Consider the following 19,962-nt stretch of genomic DNA (forward strand, 5'->3'; position numbering starts at 1 on the left):
TCGTCTTCGAATGGTGTTGCAGGCGCTGCAAGCGACATCGAGGGGCAGGATGTCCTTCGGAATCGTCATACGGAAGTCCGACGAAATCGCAAGCTGTTTGGCTTGACGGTTTTGTCAAGCGCCAGCTATACTTTCAAGTCTTCGCAGCCCGGATCATGTCCGGGCTGCGTTTTCGTCTACGCAAACATCCGGATCGAAAGCCTGCATGTCTACCGTCAATCAGCTCGTGCGCAAGTCGCGCAGCCCGAAGACCTACAAGAGCGCCTCGCCCGCGCTCGAGAATTGCCCGCAACGCCGCGGCGTCTGCACGCGCGTCTACACGACCACGCCGAAGAAGCCGAATTCGGCCCTGCGCAAGGTCGCCAAGGTGCGCCTGACCAACGGTTTCGAGGTCATCAGCTACATCGGCGGCGAAGGCCACAACCTGCAGGAGCACTCGGTCGTGCTGATCCGCGGCGGTCGCGTGAAGGATCTGCCGGGCGTGCGCTACCACACGGTGCGCGGTTCGCTCGACGCGGCCGGCGTGACCAAGCGCCGCCAGAGCCGCTCGAAGTACGGCGCCAAGAAGCCCAAGGCTGGTTGATTTTTCCGGGCTTCCGTGCCCGGACCAGAGCGGCCATCCTGGCCGCACTTTTCAAAAAAGATTCAATTCCGCAGGTGCCGCTTCGCGGCATTTGAGTATCAAGCGGCCCGTGTGGCCGCATCATTGAGAAGAGACTATGTCACGCAAAGGCAATACCCCCACGCGCGAACTGCTGCCCGATCCCAAGCACGGCAGCCAACTGATCTCGCGCTTCATCAACATGGTCATGCAGAGCGGCAAGAAGTCGATCGCCGAAGGCATCGTCTACGGTGCGATCGCCCATATCGGCGAGAAGAACGCGCAGCCGCTCGAACTCGTCGAGAAGGCGCTCGGCAACGTTGCGCCGGCCGTCGAGGTGAAGTCGCGCCGGGTCGGCGGCGCCACGTATCAGGTGCCGGTCGAAGTGCGCGCGTCGCGCCGTGTCGCGCTGGCGATGCGCTGGGTGATCGAGGCCGCGCGCAAGCGCAGCGAAAATTCGATGCCGCGCAAGCTCGCGGCCGAACTGATCGAAGCTGCGGAGAATCGCGGCGGGGCGGTGAAGAAGCGCGAGGAAACACACCGCATGGCGGACGCGAACAAGGCGTTCTCGCACTACCGCTGGTAATTTGGAAGTCAGGCCTCATTTGAGGGCTACGCGAGAACGGCGGTCGTGATGGCCGCCTTCTCCCGTTTTGAAGCCACGAAAATCATTCGCCTCCGGCACAGCCGAACAGCACTCGCACCCTGCAACCATGGCACGCAACACGCCAATCGAACGCTACCGTAATTTCGGCATCATGGCCCACATCGATGCCGGAAAGACCACGACCACGGAGCGCATCCTGTTCTACACCGGCGTCAATCACAAGATCGGCGAGGTGCACGAGGGTGCGGCGACGATGGACTGGATGGAGCAGGAGCAGGAGCGCGGCATCACGATCACCTCGGCCGCGACGACGTGCTTCTGGACCGGCATGGACCGTTCGTTCCCGCAGCATCGCTTCAACATCATCGATACGCCGGGGCACGTCGACTTCACGATCGAGGTCGAGCGTTCGTTGCGCGTGCTCGACGGCGCGGTGTTCGTGCTCTGCGCGGTCGGCGGCGTGCAGCCGCAGTCGGAGACGGTGTGGCGCCAGGCGAACAAGTACGGCGTGCCGCGCGTCGCCTTCGTCAACAAGATGGACCGGCAGGGCGCGGATTTCGACAAGGTCGTCGGCCAGTTGAAGGCGCGTCTCGGCGCGAATCCGGTGCCGATGCAACTGCCGATCGGCGCGGAAGACGGCTTCGAGGGCGTGGTCGACCTGCTCAAGCTGAAGGCCATCCACTGGGACATGGAATCCCAGGGCATGGAGTTCGAGTTCGGCGACATTCCGGCGGACCTGGTCGACAAGGCCAAGGCCGCGCGCGAGCACATGATCGAGTCGGCGGCGGAAACCTCCGAAGACTTGATGAACAAATATCTGGAAGGTGGCGAGCTCAGCGAAGACGAAATCATCTCGGGTATCCGCGCGGGCACGCTCGCGAACCAGATGATTCCGGTGTTCTGCGGCTCGGCGTTCAAGAACAAGGGCGTGCAGGCGATGCTCGACGGCGTGATCCGCTATCTGCCCGCGCCGTCGGATCGTCCGCCGGTCACCGGCCACGACGAGGACGACAAGGTCGAGGAACGTCACGCCGGCGACAACGAACCGTTCGCGGCGCTCGCGTTCAAGATCGCGACCGATCCGTACGTCGGTGCGCTGACCTTCTTCCGCGTCTATTCGGGCGTGCTGAACTCGGGCGACACCGTGTTCAACCCGATCAAAGGCAGGAAGGAGCGCATCGGCCGCCTGCTGCAGATGCATGCGAACAACCGCGACGAGATCAAGGAAGTGCGCGCCGGCGATATCGCCGCGGCGGTCGGCCTCAAGGACGTGACCACGGGCGAGACGCTGTGTGCGGCCGACCACGTGATCACGCTCGAGAAGATGAGCTTTCCCGAGCCGGTGATCGCGATGGCGATCGAGCCCAAGACCAAGGCCGATCAGGAAAAGATGGGCCTCGCCCTGTCGCGTCTCGCGCAGGAGGATCCGTCGTTCCGCGTGCGTACCGACGAGGAGTCGGGCCAGACCATCATCGCCGGCATGGGCGAGTTGCACCTCGACATCATCGTCGACCGCATGAAGCGCGAATTCGGTGTCGAGGCAAACGTCGGCAAGCCGCAGGTCGCGTACCGCGAGACGATGCGCAAGGCGGTCAAGCAGGAAGGCAAGTTCGTGCGCCAGTCGGGCGGCCGCGGCCAGTACGGCCATGTCGTCGTCGAGATGGAACCGCTCGAGCGCGGCAAGGGTTTCGAATTCGAAAACGCGATCGTCGGCGGCGTCATTCCGAAGGAATACATCCCGGCGGTCGAGAAAGGCATCCGCGAGCAGCTCGGCAACGGCGTGCTCGCCGGATTTCCGGTGGTGGACGTGAAGGTGCGCCTGATCGACGGCTCGTACCACGAGGTCGACTCGAACGAAATGGCGTTCAAGATCGCCGGCTCGATGGCGTTCAAGGAAGGCTTCGCCAAGGCGAATCCGGTCCTGCTCGAGCCGATCATGAAGGTCGAGGTGGTGACGCCGGAAGACTACATGGGCGACGTGATGGGCGACCTGTCGCGCCGCCGCGGCGTGTTGCAGGGCCAGGACGAAAGCCCGTCGGGCAAGGTGATCTCGGCGCTCGTGCCGCTCGGCGAGATGTTCGGCTACGCGACCAGCCTGCGCTCGATGAGCCAGGGCCGCGCCACGTTCACGATGGAGTTCGACCACTACGCCGAGGCGCCGGCCAACGTCGCCGAGGCGGTGGTCAAGAAAGGCTGAGTTATCGCCGGCGATAACCGCCGGCGATGAAGCTGTCGTTCGGCAGCTTATCGGTGGCAACGAGTTCTTCTGTAAAAATTTTTGGAGATTTAAGTCATGGCAAAAGGCAAATTCGAGCGGACCAAGCCGCACGTGAACGTAGGCACGATCGGCCACGTGGACCACGGCAAGACGACGCTGACGGCGGCGCTGACGAAGGTCGGAGCGGAACGGTTCGGCGGCGAGTTCAAGGCGTACGACCAGATCGATGCGGCGCCGGAAGAGAAGGCGCGCGGGATCACGATCTCGACGGCGCACGTCGAGTACGAAAGCCCGACGCGCCACTACGCGCACGTCGACTGCCCGGGGCATGCGGACTACGTGAAGAACATGATCACGGGCGCGGCGCAGATGGACGGCGCGATCCTGGTGTGTTCGGCCGCGGACGGCCCGATGCCGCAGACGCGCGAGCACATCCTGTTGAGCCGCCAGGTGGGCGTGCCGTACATCGTCGTGTTCCTGAACAAGGCGGACATGGTGGACGACGCCGAGCTGCTCGAACTGGTTGAAATGGAAGTGCGCGACCTGCTCTCGAAGTACAACTTCCCGGGCGACGACACGCCGATCATCAAGGGTTCGGCGCTGAAGGCGCTGGAAGGCGACCAGTCGGAGATTGGTGTGCCGGCGATCATCAAGCTGGTGGACGCGCTGGACACGTACATTCCGGAGCCCAAGCGCGACATCGACAAGCCGTTCCTGATGCCGGTGGAAGACGTGTTCAGCATCTCGGGCCGCGGCACGGTGGTGACCGGAAGAATCGAGCGCGGGATCGTGAAGGTGGGCGACGAAATCGAGATCGTGGGCATCCGGCCGACGGTGAAGACGACGTGCACGGGGGTGGAGATGTTCCGCAAGCTGCTGGACGAGGGCCGGGCGGGCGACAACACGGGCATTCTGCTGCGCGGCACGAAGCGCGACGAGGTGGAGCGCGGTCAGGTGCTGGCGAAGCCGGGCACGATCACGCCGCACACGGACTTCGAGGCGGAGGTGTACGTGCTGAGCAAGGAAGAGGGCGGGCGTCATACGCCGTTCTTCAAGGGCTACCGCCCGCAGTTCTACTTCCGCACGACGGACGTGACGGGCAGTGTGCAACTGCCCGAGGGCGTGGAGATGGTGATGCCGGGCGACAACATCAAGATGGTGGTGAGCCTGATCAACCCGATCGCGATGGACGAGGGCTTGCGCTTCGCGATCCGCGAGGGCGGCCGCACGGTCGGCGCGGGCGTGGTGGCGAAGATCATCAAGTGACGCCATGATGGCGTCATCCCGGACAGTACAGGGATGTACGCTGATCCGGGATCCAGCTTTGGATCGATACGTCATCCCCGCGTGCTTCTGGCGGGGATCCGGCGACTTCGATGTGGTTGCAAAATGCCTGTGTTCGAGACTAGAATAGCGACTCTCTGGTGCGGGGTGGAGCAGTCTGGCAGCTCGTCGGGCTCATAACCCGAAGGTCGTAGGTTCAAATCCTGCCCCCGCTACCAATTCTTTTCGAGAAGTGCGGCCATGGACGGACGCTATTGATTTTTTCGCGATTCAGGGACGAACGCAAAGATTTCGCAGGATGCGACTCGCCGGTTTTGGATCAAAACGGCGGACTAAGGAATGGGCCTCTGGCCCATTTTTTGTTTCTGCGGCTTGGCCGTGTTTTCTTTCGCCGTCATTCCTAAGCTTTCGCGGGAACGACGTCAACGTGAGTGGGGCCGATCTTGCGCAACGAGGAACTGACCAATCTGGTGTCGCCCGCGATCGCGGACATGGGGTTGGAGTGCCTCGGCGTCGAGTACAGCCCGTCGCACGGCAATTCGCTGGTGCGCGTGTACATCGATCGCGCCGGCCCTGATCGGGAGCGTTCGCCGGTGACGGTGGACGATTGCGAACTGGTCAGCCGCCAGGTATCGGCGCTGTTCGACGTGAACGATCCGATCGTCGGGCGCTACACGCTCGAAGTGTCTTCGCCGGGACTCGATCGCCCGTTGTACACGCCGGAGCAGTTCGCGCGTTTCGTCGGTCAGGAGGCGAAGATCGAACTGAGCCTTCCGCTCGACGGCCGGCGCCGCTTCCAGGGGCCGATCCTCGGCGTGGAAGGCGAGACGATCACGGTCGAGCAGGATGGCGAGCCGGTGCGGATCGCGCACGGCAACATTCACAAGGCCAAGCTGGTGCCTCGGTTCGACGAGCCGAAGAAGCCCGGCCAGGGCGGCAAAGCGGAAAAGAGTAAAAAGAAATAAGTTTTTTTTGCGGATGGCGTGACACGACCGTGCAACGCCTTTCCCTCATCCGCCCCTTCGGGGCACCTTCTCCCGGCGGGAGAAGGGAAGATCAAGAGAAAAGACGATGAGCAAAGAGATGTTGATGGTGGCCGAGGCCGTCGCAAACGAGAAGGGCGTCGACCGCGACGTGATCTTCCATGCGCTCGAGGCGGCGCTAGCCTCGGCGGCGAAGAAACGCTATCCGAACGAGGATGTCGCCGCGCGCGTGGCAATCGACCGCCACAGCGGCGAGTACGAGACCTTCCGCCGCTGGGAAGTCGTCGCCGACGACGTGGTGATGGAATCGCCGGACCGCCAGTTGCGCCTGATGGACGCGGTCGACGTCAAGCCCGACGCGCAGGTTGGCGACTTCATCGAGGAGAAGATCGACAATCCCGATTTCGGCCGCATCTCCGCGCAGGCGGCGAAGCAAGTCATCGTGCAGCACGTGCGCGAGGCCGAGCGCGCGCTCGTCGTCGATGCGTACAAGGATCGTGTCGGCGAACTCGTCACCGGCGTGGTCAAGCGCGTCGAGCGCGGCAGCATCTATCTCGATCTCGGCGGCAACGCCGAAGCCTATATCGCGCGCGACAAGGCGATTCCGCGCGAGGCAGTGCGTGCGGGCGACCGCGTGCGCGGTTACCTGTACGAAGTGCGCTCCGAGCAGCGCGGTCCGCAATTGTTCGTCTCGCGCACGGCGCCGGAATTCATGATCGAGCTGTTCAAGCTCGAAGTACCCGAGGTGGGCCAGGGTCTGGTCGAAATCAGGGCCGCCGCTCGCGACGCGGGCGACCGCGCCAAGATCGCGGTGATCGCGCACGACCACCGCACCGACCCGATCGGCGCCTGCATCGGCATGCGCGGCTCGCGCGTGCAGGCGGTGTCGAACGAACTCAACGGCGAGCGCATCGACATCGTGCTGTGGAACGAGAACGCGGCGCAGTTCGTGATCAACGCCATGGCGCCGGCCGAGGTGCAGTCGATCATCGTCGACGAGGACAAGCATTCGATGGACATCGCCGTCGCCGAGGACAAGCTCTCGCAGGCGATCGGCCGCGGCGGCCAGAACGTGCGCCTCGCGAGCAAGCTGTCCGGCTGGCAGCTCAACGTGATGACGCAGGACCAGGTCGCGGCGAAGTCCGAGGCCGAGCAGGTCGCGGCGCGCGAACTGTTCCAGGCCAAGCTCGAGGTCGATGCGGAGATCGCCGCGATCCTCGTCCAGGAGGGCTTCAGCACGGTCGAGGAAATCGCCTACGTGCCGACCGCCGAACTGCTCGGCATCGAAGGCTTCGACGAGGACATCGTCGAGGAGCTGCGCGCGCGCGCGCGCGATGCGCTGCTCACCGACGCGCTCGCGGTCGAGGAGGATCTCGACGAGCACAAGCCGGCCGAAGACCTGCTCGCCGTGCCGGACATGGACGAGGCGACCGCGTTCGCGCTCGCGCAGCACAAGGTCGTCACGCGCCAGGACTTGGCCGATCTCGCCACCGACGAACTGGTCGAACTGGCGATCGACGGCGTCGACGAGCAGCGCGCGTCGGCGCTGATCATGGCGGCGCGCCAGGCAGAGGCGGCATAGTCTTCAGCTGGCCAACGAGAACGAGCCCGGTGTGCATATGAACACTTGAACGAACAATCCCGTCCTTCCGATTTTCGTCGGGATGACGGCAAAAGAATCAGAGGCGAAGCGGAGGCAGGTCCCCGTACGCCACGAGGAGAAGCAAGAACCATGTCGGATGTAACGATCAAACAACTCGCCGGTGTGCTCGGCATGAGCGTGGACAAGCTGCTGGCGCAGCTCGACGGCGCCGGCATGAAGTTCTCCAGCCCCGACCAGGTCGTCTCGAGCACCGAGAAGGTCAAGCTGCTCGGCTTCCTGCGCCGCACGCACGGCAAGGGCGAAGGCGTCGCTGCCGACAGCGCGCCGCGCCAGGTCACGCTCAAGCGACGCACGGTCAGCGAATTGACGGTCAACCAGGGAGCGACGCGCGGCAAGACGGTCAACGTCGAGGTGCGGCAGAAGCGCACCTACGTCAAACGCAGCGAGATCGCCGACGAGCAGAAGCCCGACGCCGAGCGCGAGGAGGCGCTGAAGAAGCTCGCCGAATCGCAGCTCAAGCGCGAAACCGAGGAAATCACGCGCCAGGATCAGGAGCGTCGTCGCCTCGAAGAGGAGGCCAAGTTGCGCGCGGCCGAAGAAGCTCGTGCGCAAGCCGAAGCGCAGGCCAAGGCCGCAGCGGAACAAGCGGCGGCGAGCAAGGCCGCGGCGGCGGAAAAGCCGACTGCGGCGGAGCGCGCGCCCAAGGCCGAGACGCCGGCGCGCAAGCCGGCGGAAGCGCCGCGCCCGCGTGCCGCCGTGCGCACCGAAGAGGGCAATGGCGGCGCCGCGCCCGGGGCCCGGCACAAGAAGCACGGCTCGCATCGCATGCGCGACGACGACGGCGGCGACGCCGCACGTCGCTACTTCGGCGCCGAGCTGCACCTGTCGGATGAAGGCCATGCGCGCCGCGGCGCGATCAAGCGCAAGCCGCGCCGCGTCGTCGAGCAGGCGCGTTCGCCGTCGGGCGGTCCGCACGGATTCTCGCGGCCGACCGCACCGGTCACGCGCGACATCGCGATCGGCGATTCGATCCTCGTTTCCGACCTCGCCCAGAAAATGGCGGTCAAGGGCGCCGACGTCGTGCGCGCGCTGTTCAAGATGGGCGTGATGGCGACGATCAACCAGCCTATCGACCACGACACCGCCGTGCTCGTCGTCGAGGAACTCGGCCACCGTGCCACGCGCCTCGAGGAGGACAATGCCGAGACCGCGCTTGCGAACATCGAGATCGTCGGCGACAAGGAGTCGCGCCCGCCCGTGGTCACGATCATGGGCCACGTCGACCACGGCAAGACCTCGCTGCTCGACTATATCCGCCGCACCAAGGTGGCCTCCGGCGAAGCCGGCGGCATCACCCAGCACATCGGCGCCTACCACGTGACCACCGACAAGGGCGTGATCAGCTTCCTCGACACGCCGGGCCATGCCGCGTTCAGCGCGATGCGCGCGCGCGGCGCGAAGCTGACCGACATCGTCGTGCTCGTCGTCGCCGCCGACGACGGCGTGATGCCGCAGACGATCGAGGCGATCAACCACGCGCGCGCCGCACACGTGCCGCTGATCGTGGCGATGAACAAGATGGACAAGCCCGAGGCGAATCCCGACCAAGTCAAGCAGGGCCTGGTCCAGCACGAAGTCGTGCCCGAGGAATGGGGCGGCGACGTGCAGATCGTGCCGGTGTCGGCGAAGACCGGCGAGGGCGTCGACAACCTGCTCGACGCGATCCTGCTGCAGGCTGAAGTCATGGAACTGACCGCGGTCAGGGACGGCCGCGCTGCGGGCGTCGTCGTCGAATCGAGCCTCGACAAGGGCCGCGGCCCGGTCGCAACCGTGCTCGTCCAGCAGGGTACGCTGAAGAAGGGCGATTTCATCGTCTGCGGCGTCGAATACGGCCGCGTGCGCGCGCTGTTCGACGAAGGCGGCCAGCAGGTCGATTCGGCTGGCCCGTCGATTCCGGTGCAGTTGCTCGGCCTGTCGGGCGTGCCCGACGCGGGCGACGACTTCATCGTCGTGCAGGATGAGCGCCTCGCCAAGGACGTCGCGCTCGAGCGCCAGCACAAGCGCCGCGACGCGCGCCTGGCCAAGGTCGCCGGCAACCGCATGGAAGACATCATGGCGCAGATGGGCCAGGGCGAGGGCGCACAGACGCTCAACCTCGTGGTCAAGGCCGACGTGCAGGGTTCGGCCGAAGCGCTGCGCGACGCGCTGACCAAGGTCGGCAACGACCAGGTCAAGGTCAACGTGATCGGCTCGGGCGTCGGCGGCATCACCGAGTCCGACGCGACGCTGGCCGCCGCGTCGAAGGCCGTCATCATCGGCTTCAACGTGCGCGCCGACGCGTCCGCGCGCAAGATTATCGAGGCGAACGGTCTCGACCTGCGCTACTTCTCGATCATCTACGACGTGATCGACCAGGTGAAGCAGGTCGCCTCGGGCCTGCTCGGCGTCGAGATCCGCGAGGAGATCATCGGCATCGCGCAGGTGCGCGACGTGTTCCGCTCGTCCAAGTTCGGCGCGATCGCGGGCTGCATGGTCGTCGAGGGCGCGGTCAAGCGCAACAAGCCGATCCGCGTGCTGCGCGACAACACCGTCATTTTCCAGGGCGAACTCGAATCGCTGCGCCGCTTCAAGGAAAACGTCGACGAGGTGCGCAACGGCATGGAGTGCGGCATCGGCGTCAAGCAGTACAACGACGTCAAACCGGGCGACCAGATCGAGTGCTTCGAGCGCATCGAGGTGGCGAGGACGCTGTAAGGCCGGGAATCGAGCGTCGGCAAAAGCATATGGCCGAATCGCTCTTGCTCGTCATTCCGGTTTCCGCCGGACTGTGAAGGCGGGATGCCGAAACGAACATTCGCGTAGCGAATGGCCCGCAGGGCAAGCCGCAGGATGCGGCGAGTAATGACGGCGTTAGAATTGCGCTTGGTCGCCACAACACCGGGAAGCTCTCATGATTTCTCATCGTATCGTGCTCTCGCTATTGGCCGGAGTCTTGTTCTCGTCCCCGGCGTTTGCGCAAGATGCTGCGCCGAAGATCGACGCGGCCGGTGCGGTTTCCTCGCCCGCAGTGCGCATTCCGTTCTCCACGTTCGCATCGAAGGAAGCGCTGAAACGCTTCGGCGGAACCTTCGCGGAAGGCAAGGCATCGCCGCCGCTCGGCCAGGACATCCAGGCGAGCCGCGCGTTCTACGACAAGATCAACAGCGACCGTGCCGAGCGGATGAAGAAGCTCTATCCGGTCGAGGTCGTGGCGCAGAAATTCGGCGGCGTCACCGCCGACGTGGTGACGCCGAAAGGCGGCGTCGATCCGCGCAATGCGCAGCGCGTGCTGATCAACCTGCATGGCGGCGCGTTCCTCTGGGGTGCGGGCAGCGGCGGACTCGTCGAGGCGATTCCCGTTGCGAGCGTCGGCAGGATCAAGGTGGTCACGGTCGACTACCGCGAAGGCCCCGAGTACACATTTCCCGCCGCGAGCGAGGATGTAGAAAAGGTCTACCGCGACCTGCTCAAGAACTACAAGCCGCAGAACATCGGCATCTACGGCTGCTCGGCCGGCGGCGCGCTGACCGCCGAAGCGGTCGCCTGGCTGCAGACGAAGAAATTGCCTGCGCCGGGCGCGATCGGCATCTTCTGTGCGGGCGTCGTCGATCTGCAGGGCGATTCGGCGTATGCCGGGCACCTGCTCATGGGCGAGGCGGTGCCCGAGCATGCCTTTCCGCTGACCGCGCTGCCGTACTTCAAGGACGCCGATCCGGCGAGCCCGCTGGTACTGCCCGGCAATTCGCGCGAGGTGCTGGCGAAATTCCCGCCGACGTTGCTGGTCTCCGGCTCGCGCGACTTCGCGATGAGCGCCGCATTGCGCAGCAACGAACTGCTGACCGAGGCCGGTGCGCGCACCGAACTGCACGTCTGGGAAGGCATGTGGCATTCGTTCTTCTCCGACCCCGAACTGCCCGAGTCGAAGGCGATGTACGCCGTCGTCGCGCGCTTCTTCGACCGCGAACTGGGCGGGACGAACGCCGCCGGCAACAGGCATTGAGCATGGCCACGCGATCCTTCAACCGCTCCGATCGTCTTTCCGCGGAACTTCGCCGCCTGCTCGGCACGCTCGTGCACGAGACCGTGCGCGACGACAACGCGCTGTCGTCGATGAGCGTGTCCGACGTCGAGGTGACCAAGGATTTCGACGTGGCGACGGTGTACGTCACGGCGTTGCAGCCCGACCAGGCGACGCAGGGCGTCAAGGCGCTCAACGAGCTCGCGAAGGAGTTCCGCCGCGAACTGTCGCGCACGATGAACATCCGTCGCGTACCCGAATTGCGTTTCCGCTACGACGACTCGCTCGACCGCGGCGAGCGCATCGAGGCGTTGCTGCGCGGGAAGCCGTAGTTTCCCTTCTCCCACCGGGAGAAGGTGGCGCGAAGCGCCGGATGAGGGGAGAACCTCGCATGCGTTCTTTCTTGTCGAAAACTGCAATGTCCTTCCCTCATCCGCCCTTCGGGCACCTTCTCCCGGCGGGAGAAGGGAAGACAAAGCGAATTTCTCCGTGACATCCGGACAAGAATATCGAGACATCAGCGGCATTCTGCTGCTCGACAAGCCGCATGGCATGAGTTCCAACCAGGCGATGCAGAAGGCGCGATATCTGTTTAGGGCGCGCAAGGCCGGGCACACCGGTAGCCTCGATCCGCTCGCGACGGGGATGCTGCCGATCTGTTTCGGCGAGGCGACCAAGATCGCAGGCCATCTGCTCGGCGCGCGCAAGGCGTACAGCGCCGAATGCCGGCTCGGCGTGACGACGACGAGCGACGATGCCGAAGGCGAGGTCGTCGCAACGCGGGCGGTACCTGCCATCGACGCGGCGGCGCTCGAAGCGGCGATGCAGCCGCTGCGCGGGCGCATCATGCAGACCGCGCCGATTTATTCGGCGCTCAAGCAGGGCGGCGTGCCGCTGTACAAACGGGCGCGGCGCGGCGAGGACGTCGAAGCGCCGACGCGCACGGTCGAAGTGTTCCGGCTCGATGCCGTGGCGCACGCGGACGATGCGCTGCGCCTGTACGTGGAATGCGGTTCGGGAACCTACGTGCGCAGTCTTGCGCGCGACCTCGGCGAAAAGCTGGGTTGCGGCGCGCACCTGACCGCGCTGCGGCGGTTGTGGGTGGAGCCGTTCCGCGAGCCGGCGATGCACACGTGGGGTCAGCTCGAAGCGGTCCACGCCGAGCGCGGTCCGGACGGGCTCGACGCATTGCTGCTGTCGCTCGATGAGGGGCTCGTTGCGCTGCCCGCACTGCATCTTTCGCCCGAGGAAGCGATCGCGTTGCGGCATGGCAGGCGTCTGCGGCGAGTCGGGATACGCACCGCGACACCGTGGCGTGCGCTCGATGCAGACAACCGTCTGGTTGCCCTCGTGGAAGCCGACGCCAACGGCGACGTGCGCGTTTTGCGCGGTTTCAATGCGGCGGTTCAACCGGGTTCCGACCGGCGGATTTGGATTTGAAGCGCAACGCCTGCTGGCGAACGGGTAATGATGACTCTCCGGGCAAGAAAAAACCGCGCCGTAGCGCGGTTTCAGTGATGTTGCGTGACGCCGAGTCATATTGAATCCCAGGGGAACACGAATACTCGGCTCAGGACACTGATTTTGCGAGATTTTCGTGATGTGAAAAATCGCTCGTACCGCCAAATCTACCGCCAACAACTCACGATCACCCTGGCCGTTGCCTCATGCTCGCGCCTCACGAATTCTTAGGCATACTGCCCACAATGCTGGTCAACCGAATCAAAGGGGGCGTGGGGGTGCTCGTTCCCGCTGTTCTTGCTCGCCCTTCGCTTACAACTTCGGTCAAGACCAAGATGCTCGGCAGCATGGCGTGATGCGCTAAGCTGTAGTAGCCCCATAGATAGGAACCTTCTGTGAGCCAGAACGACAAGCCGAAAGACCAGCCGTCGCGTAGGAGCGATGTGCCATTCCGCGAATCTCATAAAGAACACGGGAATGATCGCGGCCATACTCCAAGGAACATTCCGACGCACGTGCAGCGTGTCGATCCGCCGCCCAAGAAGGGAGGAGATAACAATGGCAATCGAGGAAAGTGAACTCGAGAAAGATTGGCGTGTTTTGGGATTCGACCTCGCTCTGTGCAGTCACTACCATCAGGAGCGGCGCCGTTTCTTCGAGCGGTGGAACAGAGCGACAGCCTTCTTTGGTGTGATCATGGGCACTGCAACGGTAAGCTCTCTCCTCGGAAAGCTACCAGATTATGCAGTGGCGGCCTCCGTCGCTGTCACCATCGTTCAAGGCCTAAATCTTGTTATCGGTTTTTCACGCTTGGCTTGGCTGCACGGCGATTTCTATCGTAGGTTCATCGATCTCGAGATGAAATGGCGCGAGACCCAACGAAGTAAGGCAGCGTTGAATTCTCTGACCAATGAGCGCAGAAAGATTGAACAGGGGGAACCACCATGCCTGCCGTATCTCGTACGTCGCTGTCAAATCGAACTTATGCGGCGTGACGGATATTCGATGAGCGAGGCACCTAGACTCACTTTGCCTCAGCGCTTCTTTGCGCAGTACCTACCGACTCTGAGCTATACATCGCCCCACTAGGTCATGAAGTCCGCACAGGCACGCTTCAATTTTGCACGAACTATAGGTTTCAGAAGTTTACCGTGCGTCTTTAAGAGAGGCGGAAGGTATTTCGACGCGCACTCACTCGCGTGCAATACCTGACCGTTCTCTATCGATCGCTCAAGCAGTTCCTTCATTTGCGGATCGCTCATTCTCCCCAGATGCGGAAGGATGGCGCGAAAATTTATCTCGGCGCTGCGATACGATCCCGATGCGCCTACTAACTTTGTTGCAACGATAACAGCCAAGTCGAAGTAATGCCTGAAAAGTGCCGGTAGCAAATCGCGCATGGTGATATCGTTCGGATCGACTGCTACAGATTGGTGACGCGAGACAAACCCCGGAGGCTTTGTCCCATCAAGAGATAGCGGTATGACCGTCATGCCTTTCTTGAAGGCCGCGATGCCTGACTCTTGAAGGCACCAAGGCGATTTCAGATAGGCGCTGGGGGCTTCGCCGGGGCGGCGCGGCGGCAGATTGGAATTCACAGGCGCGCGGCTTGCCGAAGCGTTTCGCGCCGGCGACTCCGATTCCGCCTGGTGCAACTGCCAGCGGGCATCGAGGGCGGCCGTCAGGCTCTTGCGGTTCACCGGCCCGTCGAGGCGCACCAGCTCCTTGCCGTTGTACGACACGACGGTCTGCGCACCGTCTTTCGAGAAACGGAACATCTTGGCGAACGCACCGCGCTTGGCGATGCTGTGCGCCTCGTGCAGTTCGTCCGTGGACAGGGCATCGCCGCCGCCGGCGGGCTGGGCATCGGGGGAGCGCTGGTAGAACGGCCGAACCGTGTCTGCCGTGCCGGCCTTTTCGTTCGCCGCCTGCCGCGCCTGCCTGAGCACGTGCGCGAGGTCGGTTTCGCCGTACTTCGCCAGCTCCGTGAAGCCGTTCCGGCGCAGCCAGTCGCGCACCGCGCCGATCCACTCCTGCACCGTGCGCTTGAGCGTGCCCGTCAGCTTTCCGTGAGGAAGTGCCCGAGCGGCGCCGTCATGTGCCCCGTGTTGTCGCCGAGCTTGTCGTCACGGAACACGTTGAAGTCCTCGCTGGTGCCGTGGAACACCGTGCGCGGCTTGCCCTGGGCGTCCACCACCTTCGAATCGCCGAACCAGTGCCGGAAGAACGGCGAGTCCGTACCTTGCTCGCGCCACGCGCGCGATGCGGCAGCGACATAGGTCGGCTCCTGATGCTCGTGTTTCTGCAGGCCGGCAAGCTCGGCGCTGTCCTGCGCCCCGTCCAGATTCTCGTCCGAGTCGGTGCGTACCCACTCGAGAAGGTCGTGGTCGGGGATCGGCGGCGGAACGTCATCGGCCTGCGCCGCTTGGGTTTCCTTCGCCGTCGCGTTGGGAAAGGAAATCGCCTCATCGTTACCTTGCGGCGAGAACAGCGCCTGTTCGATCGCATCGCGGTCTTTCGCGTCGAAGCGCAGCGCGCCCTCCTGGACGCGGCCGCGTTTCGCGAAACCGGCAATGGCGAGTTGCTGACGTACCGCGTCGGGATCGCCATGCACCAGCAGACCCTGCGAACCCAAAGGTTCCACGCGGAACGCAGGCTGCGTCGCCTGCCGGAGCGCCTGTTCACTGCCTTTCGGCATGTCAGGTTTTGTGGAGTTCAGGTCGTCGGCATGTTGGGTTTTGTTGGGTTCGATTTGTGGCCCCTCGCGGGGCGGCGACTCGAACGGAAAGGGGTCGATCGCGTTGGCGGCATGCGCGAGCGAGCCGGTTTCGGCATCGGGAAACGGTGGCGCGGGACGGATGCCCTGTTCGGCCTGGTGCGCCGGCGTCACCTGCGCCGCGGCGCGCGATATCGGGCCGGCGTTGGGGTCGGGAAAATCCGGGGCTTGTGCTGGTTGGGCCCGGTCGGGAACCACCGTCGATTGCAGGTGCTCGGACTCCATCTGCGGCCGCTCAGGCTGCACAGGCGCCGCGCGCAGGACGCCGTTCTCGTCAGCGACGAGGTTCGGCTTGTAGTCGGATTGCGCTGGCTCCTGCGCACGTGCACGCCGCTCGACCACATCGAACGGGTTCATCAAGCCTTCCGGCTCGTGGAACCGGTCGAACTCGTTGTCGGTTGGCGGATGACTTTCAAATCCGGGCGCGTTGATTTTCGAATCGGCCCGCGTCCCGGGCGCCGCTTCTCGTGGAGCATGCGGAACCAGTCCGAACGCACCGCCCTGAATCGCGCCGATGATGTTCTGCGCGGCGTCCTGTGGCTGACCCTCGAGCGCACTGAGCGCCGCGGATTGTCCCGCGCCGATCGCCGCGCCCGTCGGCACACGCACGAGCGGCGAGGCGCCCAATGCCGCCGGCAGGCCGGCCATCGCCGCGTTGACGCCGAAGTCCTTCGCCGTCTCGGCGAGCTTCTGGCCCGGCGTCATGTCGTCCGGCAGGCTGCTGGCCTGCTCGGTCGTGAACTTCGCCGCCGTCGGCAGGCCTTCCGCGATGCCGCCGAGCACGCGCCCAACGTAGGGCACCGCGCGCGCCGCGGCAGTGACGGCTTCCGGAACGGCACCTTCGCCGCCGGTGGCGATCACGCCAGCGACCTCCGGGAGGAGCTTCGATGCTCCTTGCACGACCCTTCCCGCCAAACCGGGTGCCGCTTCGCCAGGCGCAGGCGCGGCATACTCGTCCGCGTTCTTGGCGAGCGTGTCGAGCGGATACGCCTGTTCGTGGAACGCCGCGCGCGCTTCCGGCGGCATCTGCGACTCGGTGATCTGCTTCGCCAACCCCTGACCCGTGAAGCTGTCGCCTACGCCTTGCAGCGAGCGCAGCAGCGTGGCGCCCCCTTGCACGAAGCCGCGCTTCGCCAGCTCGCCGAGGCCCGGCGTGTTCTCGGGAGCAGGCGTAGCGGCGCGCGCCCAATCGGGAACGTCCGACGTCGTTGCGGGAGAGGGCGCCGGAGCTCGCGCGGACGCTGTCGCCGGTTTCGCCCAGTCGGGAACGGAAGCCGCGGTGGCGTCGGGTGGCGGTGATGCGCGCGTGCTCGAGTAGGCAGGCTTCGCCCAGTCGGGTACATCCGGCACAGCCTCATGCGCGGGCCGTGCCCAGTCGGGGATATCGCTGTTGTCGGTCACTGCTGCGGCCCGAGAACCTTGTCAGCGGCACCGCGGCCGAAGCGCGCATCGAACAGTCCGCGCAACATCGGATTCGACTTGACGAAGGTGCGCAGGTGATAGATATCCATGGAGGTCGGAGTGCGTCTGTCGATTTCCTCCTGATCTTGGGCGTCCTGAGCAGATACGTCCGGCGGCGGAACGGATGGCGATTGTTGAGGCTGCGGCGACGAAGCGCTGGGCGCGCCGCCCTGCCGCGCCTGCAGCCAGCCCTGCACGGCGGCGTGCGCATCCTCGGGCGATTTGCCGTCCTGCAGGACCTGCTGGTAGATGCGCCCCGCGGCTGCCGTACTCGCGCTGTCGATCTTCGGCACGTTCGCCCGGGTCGTCGCCACGTCGCGCGCCGCGTTGCCGCGCGAGTCGGCGGCGTACATGGTCGAACCGGCGCGCTGGTCGGCACCGTAGCGCAGCGCATCGGCGCGCGCTTCCGCTCCCGTCAGGCGCGCATTCGTCTCGAAGCCGGTGCGCAGGAGGTTCGTTGCGTTCGTGTTCTGGGTGTCCGCGAACTGCGTCTGGTCGCGCGCGTTGGCATTGCCGGCCGCGTTCCGCGCGTCGAAAATTCCCTGTGGCATCCCAGTAAGAGCGCTGATCTGCTTGTCGTAAATGGCATCGGCTGCATTCTGTTTTCTGATGCTGCTGCCGGCCAAGGCTCGGTTCCAGATTCGATCCGCGTCGGCGTTGTGTGCGGCCGTGCCGCTGATGCTGCGCGGATCCCTGTTGATGACATCGGCGAGATTGGACTGATAGTCGCGCGCGGCCGCGGTGGGATCGTAGCCGTCGGGTCGTTGAACTGCCGCCGGCCGGGCAATGCCAGCATCCTGATTCGCCGGCGCCACCGGCCGCGGAATACTCATCGCCGCCATCTGGATACCCTGATCGGCCGACACGGGCATGCCCAGCGTGCCGAGCCCAGGTCGGGTGAAGTTCGCCGCCGGCACCACGTTGACGCTGTTCGCCAGCTTGTCCAACTCGGCCCCCGAGTACGTGCGGCCATTGAACGTGCCCGATAGCGTGGGCTTCGGGATCGTACTGGCAACATCCGACACGCTCGGTGCGGCGGCAGCGCGATCGATGAAGCTCCTGGGGACGGTGGCGTCGTTGAAGGTCTGCACGCCATTGACCATCGCGCCGACGTTGCCATTCGACTGGCCGCTGACCACCGGCTTCGTCGGGAAATCGGCCCCCGTAGATGCAGGCGCAGGCGTGGGCCGCGACGGCGGCGCGGTCAGGCCGGGCGGTGCAATAGGTGCCGAGTCCGTGCTCGGCGGCGGGGTGTTCGGCAGCGCGGGTGCAGCGCCAGCGCCGGCATCAGGACGTTTGACGATCGGCGCAGATGCCGCGTTCGTGCCGCTGTCGTCGTCGGTGATCTTGGCCATGTCGTGACCTCCTCACCAATTGAGCCGTGCGTTGCGCAGCGCGTCGAAGGCCAGCATGAACTGCCTCACGACTTTCGCGTCAGCCTCAAATTTTTCGCGATCAATGCGCAGTTGGTCCTTGGCAGCGAGGAGCTGTTGGTGCTCGCCAGAGAATCCCTTTTTCAAGCGCTCGATCTCGATGCGCAGTTGCTGGTTTTCTTCAGCCAGCAATTTTTCATGTGCCATGTTTGCGTCCTCATGGTAGTTGCGAGGAGCATCGCGCATCGTGCACCGAACACCTATAACGCGGATGTACGCCTATGTACGCGAATTCACGAAAAGCGAAGGATTCCAGTCGATGATTCTGCGGTTTTCTTTCAACCACAGCTTGAGTTCGTCCGCGTAATACCAGACCCACCAACTACCCTGCTGCTTGACTGGTGGTGGACCTTTTCCCTCGCAGCGCATCGTGCGCAGTGTGCCAGTGGAGTAGTGCGTCAGTTTTGCGACGACATGCGGGCTCAACAGCAGGTGGCCACGCGAGTCACGGATACTGTCCGGCTGGCGCCGGCGCGCACGCCGCTCCTTCGGTGCCGCCACCTCTTCGGGCAGCGTCGCCATCGGCACGACGTTGTGCGCCGGCGCGTTCAACGTCACACCTCAGCGTCACCGTTCGCTGCGGGCTGCTCCGGCTCCGTCGCAGTTGCCTGCTTCGGCGCTGCCGCACGCACGCGATCCTTGAGGCCGGCCGCCTTGGACGGTGCCGGCTCGCTGTTCGCCGCGGGGGGCTCCTGCTCGAACCAGTCGGCCGCCGAACTCATCCCATCGCGCAAACTAGCGTAGACCTTCTTCAACTGGACGATCTGCGCCGGCAGGGTCGCTTCGAGTCGGCACTGGTTGCGCTTCTCGATCTGCGCCTGCGTGACGCCGAACTTCTCGAAGGCGGTGACGAGCTTCTTCAGGCCCTCGGGCGAGGTGTCCGCCGAGGCATGGAGCGTTTCCTCGCACTGCTTCACCGCGGCCTCGATCACGTCGCCGGGGATGACGCCGAGGATGCAGGCGCGCAGTCGGCGAGCACCCTGGTTGGCCACCAGCTCGTAGACATCGCGCGGATCTTCGAGCCTGCGCGCGCCTCCCTTCGTGTGCCTGACGTGCGGCACCTGGAATACTTTTACCTGCCGCGTGTTCGTCTCGACGTCCCAAGCGAAGGCCTCGACGGTCGACTCGCCGTTGCGCTGCTCGAGCTCGCGGATGCCGAACTGCACATTGCCCCACGACTGCGCCGCGACTTCGGCCAATCGGATGCTCGGGCCGGTGATGTCGGTGCCGCCGCGACTGTAGCTGTACAGCGCGCCCTCGGCGAGTGTCGGACGCGTGCAGGCCTGCATGATACGGTCGCACGCGGCGATCGGGTCGCGCGGGAACTTCTTGGCGATGACCATCGCGGCCTGCACTTCGGCGATTTCACGCTGCTGGCCGGCATCCGCAAGGGCGTTGCTGGTCGGACGCGCGGCGACTGCCGCGTTGGCGAAGGGGTTGTTACTGGTGTTGGGTGTGGCGACTACTGCGTTCATGGT

At 64.7% G+C, this 19,962-nt stretch carries 17 protein-coding genes and 1 tRNA gene; 12 read left to right on the plus strand and 6 right to left on the minus strand.

The window, feature by feature from the left end:
• Positions 1–205 precede the first annotated feature (205 nt).
• The 12 genes from rpsL to QM741_RS10915 all read left to right on the plus strand — a co-directional run bounded on the left by rpsL (position 206) and on the right by QM741_RS10915 (position 13,903).
• Positions 206–583 carry a 30S ribosomal protein S12 gene (rpsL, locus tag QM741_RS10860; RefSeq protein ID WP_415207716.1) on the plus strand — a complete coding sequence of 126 codons (378 nt, stop codon included), beginning with the start codon at positions 206–208 and terminating at the stop codon, positions 581–583.
• Between the two features lie 136 nt (positions 584–719).
• Positions 720–1,187, plus strand: coding sequence for a 30S ribosomal protein S7 (gene rpsG / locus QM741_RS10865; protein ID WP_415207717.1), 468 nt, complete (start codon positions 720–722; stop codon positions 1,185–1,187).
• 127 nt (positions 1,188–1,314) lie between these two features.
• Positions 1,315–3,405, plus strand: coding sequence for an elongation factor G (gene fusA, locus QM741_RS10870; RefSeq protein ID WP_415207718.1), 2,091 nt, complete (start codon positions 1,315–1,317; stop codon positions 3,403–3,405).
• Positions 3,406–3,501: 96 nt separating this feature from the next.
• Positions 3,502–4,692, plus strand: a complete 1,191-nt coding sequence (gene tuf / locus QM741_RS10875; RefSeq protein ID WP_415207581.1) for an elongation factor Tu — start codon at positions 3,502–3,504, stop codon at positions 4,690–4,692.
• 159 nt (positions 4,693–4,851) lie between these two features.
• Positions 4,852–4,928, plus strand: a tRNA-Met gene (locus QM741_RS10880).
• Positions 4,929–5,153: 225 nt separating this feature from the next.
• Positions 5,154–5,675, plus strand: a complete 522-nt coding sequence (gene rimP, locus QM741_RS10885; RefSeq protein WP_415207719.1) for a ribosome maturation factor RimP — start codon at positions 5,154–5,156, stop codon at positions 5,673–5,675.
• A 106-nt stretch (positions 5,676–5,781) separates the two neighbouring features.
• The gene (gene nusA, locus QM741_RS10890) at positions 5,782–7,275 is read left to right on the plus strand and encodes a transcription termination factor NusA (RefSeq protein WP_415207720.1); all 1,494 of its coding nucleotides are present in this window, start codon (positions 5,782–5,784) and stop codon (positions 7,273–7,275) included.
• Between the two features lie 150 nt (positions 7,276–7,425).
• Positions 7,426–10,050, plus strand: a complete 2,625-nt coding sequence (gene infB, locus QM741_RS10895) for a translation initiation factor IF-2 (protein WP_415207721.1) — start codon at positions 7,426–7,428, stop codon at positions 10,048–10,050.
• 196 nt (positions 10,051–10,246) lie between these two features.
• Positions 10,247–11,335, plus strand: coding sequence for an alpha/beta hydrolase (locus QM741_RS10900; protein ID WP_415207722.1), 1,089 nt, complete (start codon positions 10,247–10,249; stop codon positions 11,333–11,335).
• 2 nt (positions 11,336–11,337) lie between these two features.
• Complete coding sequence (gene rbfA / locus QM741_RS10905) at positions 11,338–11,685, plus strand: 30S ribosome-binding factor RbfA (RefSeq protein WP_415207723.1); 348 nt, start codon at positions 11,338–11,340, stop codon at positions 11,683–11,685.
• Positions 11,686–11,842: 157 nt separating this feature from the next.
• Positions 11,843–12,793 (plus strand): tRNA pseudouridine(55) synthase TruB, encoded by a 951-nt coding sequence (gene truB, locus QM741_RS10910; protein WP_415207724.1) that lies wholly within the window; start codon positions 11,843–11,845, stop codon positions 12,791–12,793.
• Between the two features lie 579 nt (positions 12,794–13,372).
• On the plus strand, positions 13,373–13,903 hold the full coding sequence (locus QM741_RS10915) for a hypothetical protein (RefSeq protein ID WP_415207725.1): 531 nt from the start codon (positions 13,373–13,375) through the stop codon (positions 13,901–13,903).
• Here QM741_RS10915 and QM741_RS10920 read toward each other — a convergent pair.
• The 6 genes from QM741_RS10920 to QM741_RS10945 all read right to left on the minus strand — a co-directional run bounded on the left by QM741_RS10920 (position 13,900) and on the right by QM741_RS10945 (position 19,959).
• The gene (locus QM741_RS10920; protein ID WP_415207726.1) at positions 13,900–14,853 is read right to left on the minus strand and encodes a hypothetical protein; all 954 of its coding nucleotides are present in this window, start codon (positions 14,851–14,853) and stop codon (positions 13,900–13,902) included. The two genes, QM741_RS10915 and QM741_RS10920, sit on opposite strands and share 4 nt — an antisense overlap.
• Positions 14,854–14,873: 20 nt before the next feature.
• The gene (locus QM741_RS10925; protein WP_415207727.1) at positions 14,874–16,991 is read right to left on the minus strand and encodes a hypothetical protein; all 2,118 of its coding nucleotides are present in this window, start codon (positions 16,989–16,991) and stop codon (positions 14,874–14,876) included.
• On the minus strand, positions 16,988–18,406 hold the full coding sequence (locus QM741_RS10930) for a hypothetical protein (RefSeq protein ID WP_415207728.1): 1,419 nt from the start codon (positions 18,404–18,406) through the stop codon (positions 16,988–16,990). Before QM741_RS10930 ends, QM741_RS10925 begins: the two co-directional genes overlap by 4 nt.
• 12 nt (positions 18,407–18,418) lie before the next feature.
• Positions 18,419–18,631 carry a hypothetical protein gene (locus QM741_RS10935; protein ID WP_415207729.1) on the minus strand — a complete coding sequence of 71 codons (213 nt, stop codon included), beginning with the start codon at positions 18,629–18,631 and terminating at the stop codon, positions 18,419–18,421.
• Positions 18,632–18,703: 72 nt separating this feature from the next.
• Positions 18,704–19,036, minus strand: coding sequence for a hypothetical protein (locus QM741_RS10940; RefSeq protein WP_415207730.1), 333 nt, complete (start codon positions 19,034–19,036; stop codon positions 18,704–18,706).
• Positions 19,037–19,038: 2 nt separating this feature from the next.
• The gene (locus tag QM741_RS10945; RefSeq protein WP_415207731.1) at positions 19,039–19,959 is read right to left on the minus strand and encodes a hypothetical protein; all 921 of its coding nucleotides are present in this window, start codon (positions 19,957–19,959) and stop codon (positions 19,039–19,041) included.
• Between the last annotated feature and the right edge of the window lie 3 nt (positions 19,960–19,962).

Origin of the sequence: Rudaea sp., from assembly GCF_047601565.1 — a bacterium.
Lineage (GTDB): Bacteria > Pseudomonadota > Gammaproteobacteria > Xanthomonadales > Rhodanobacteraceae > Rudaea.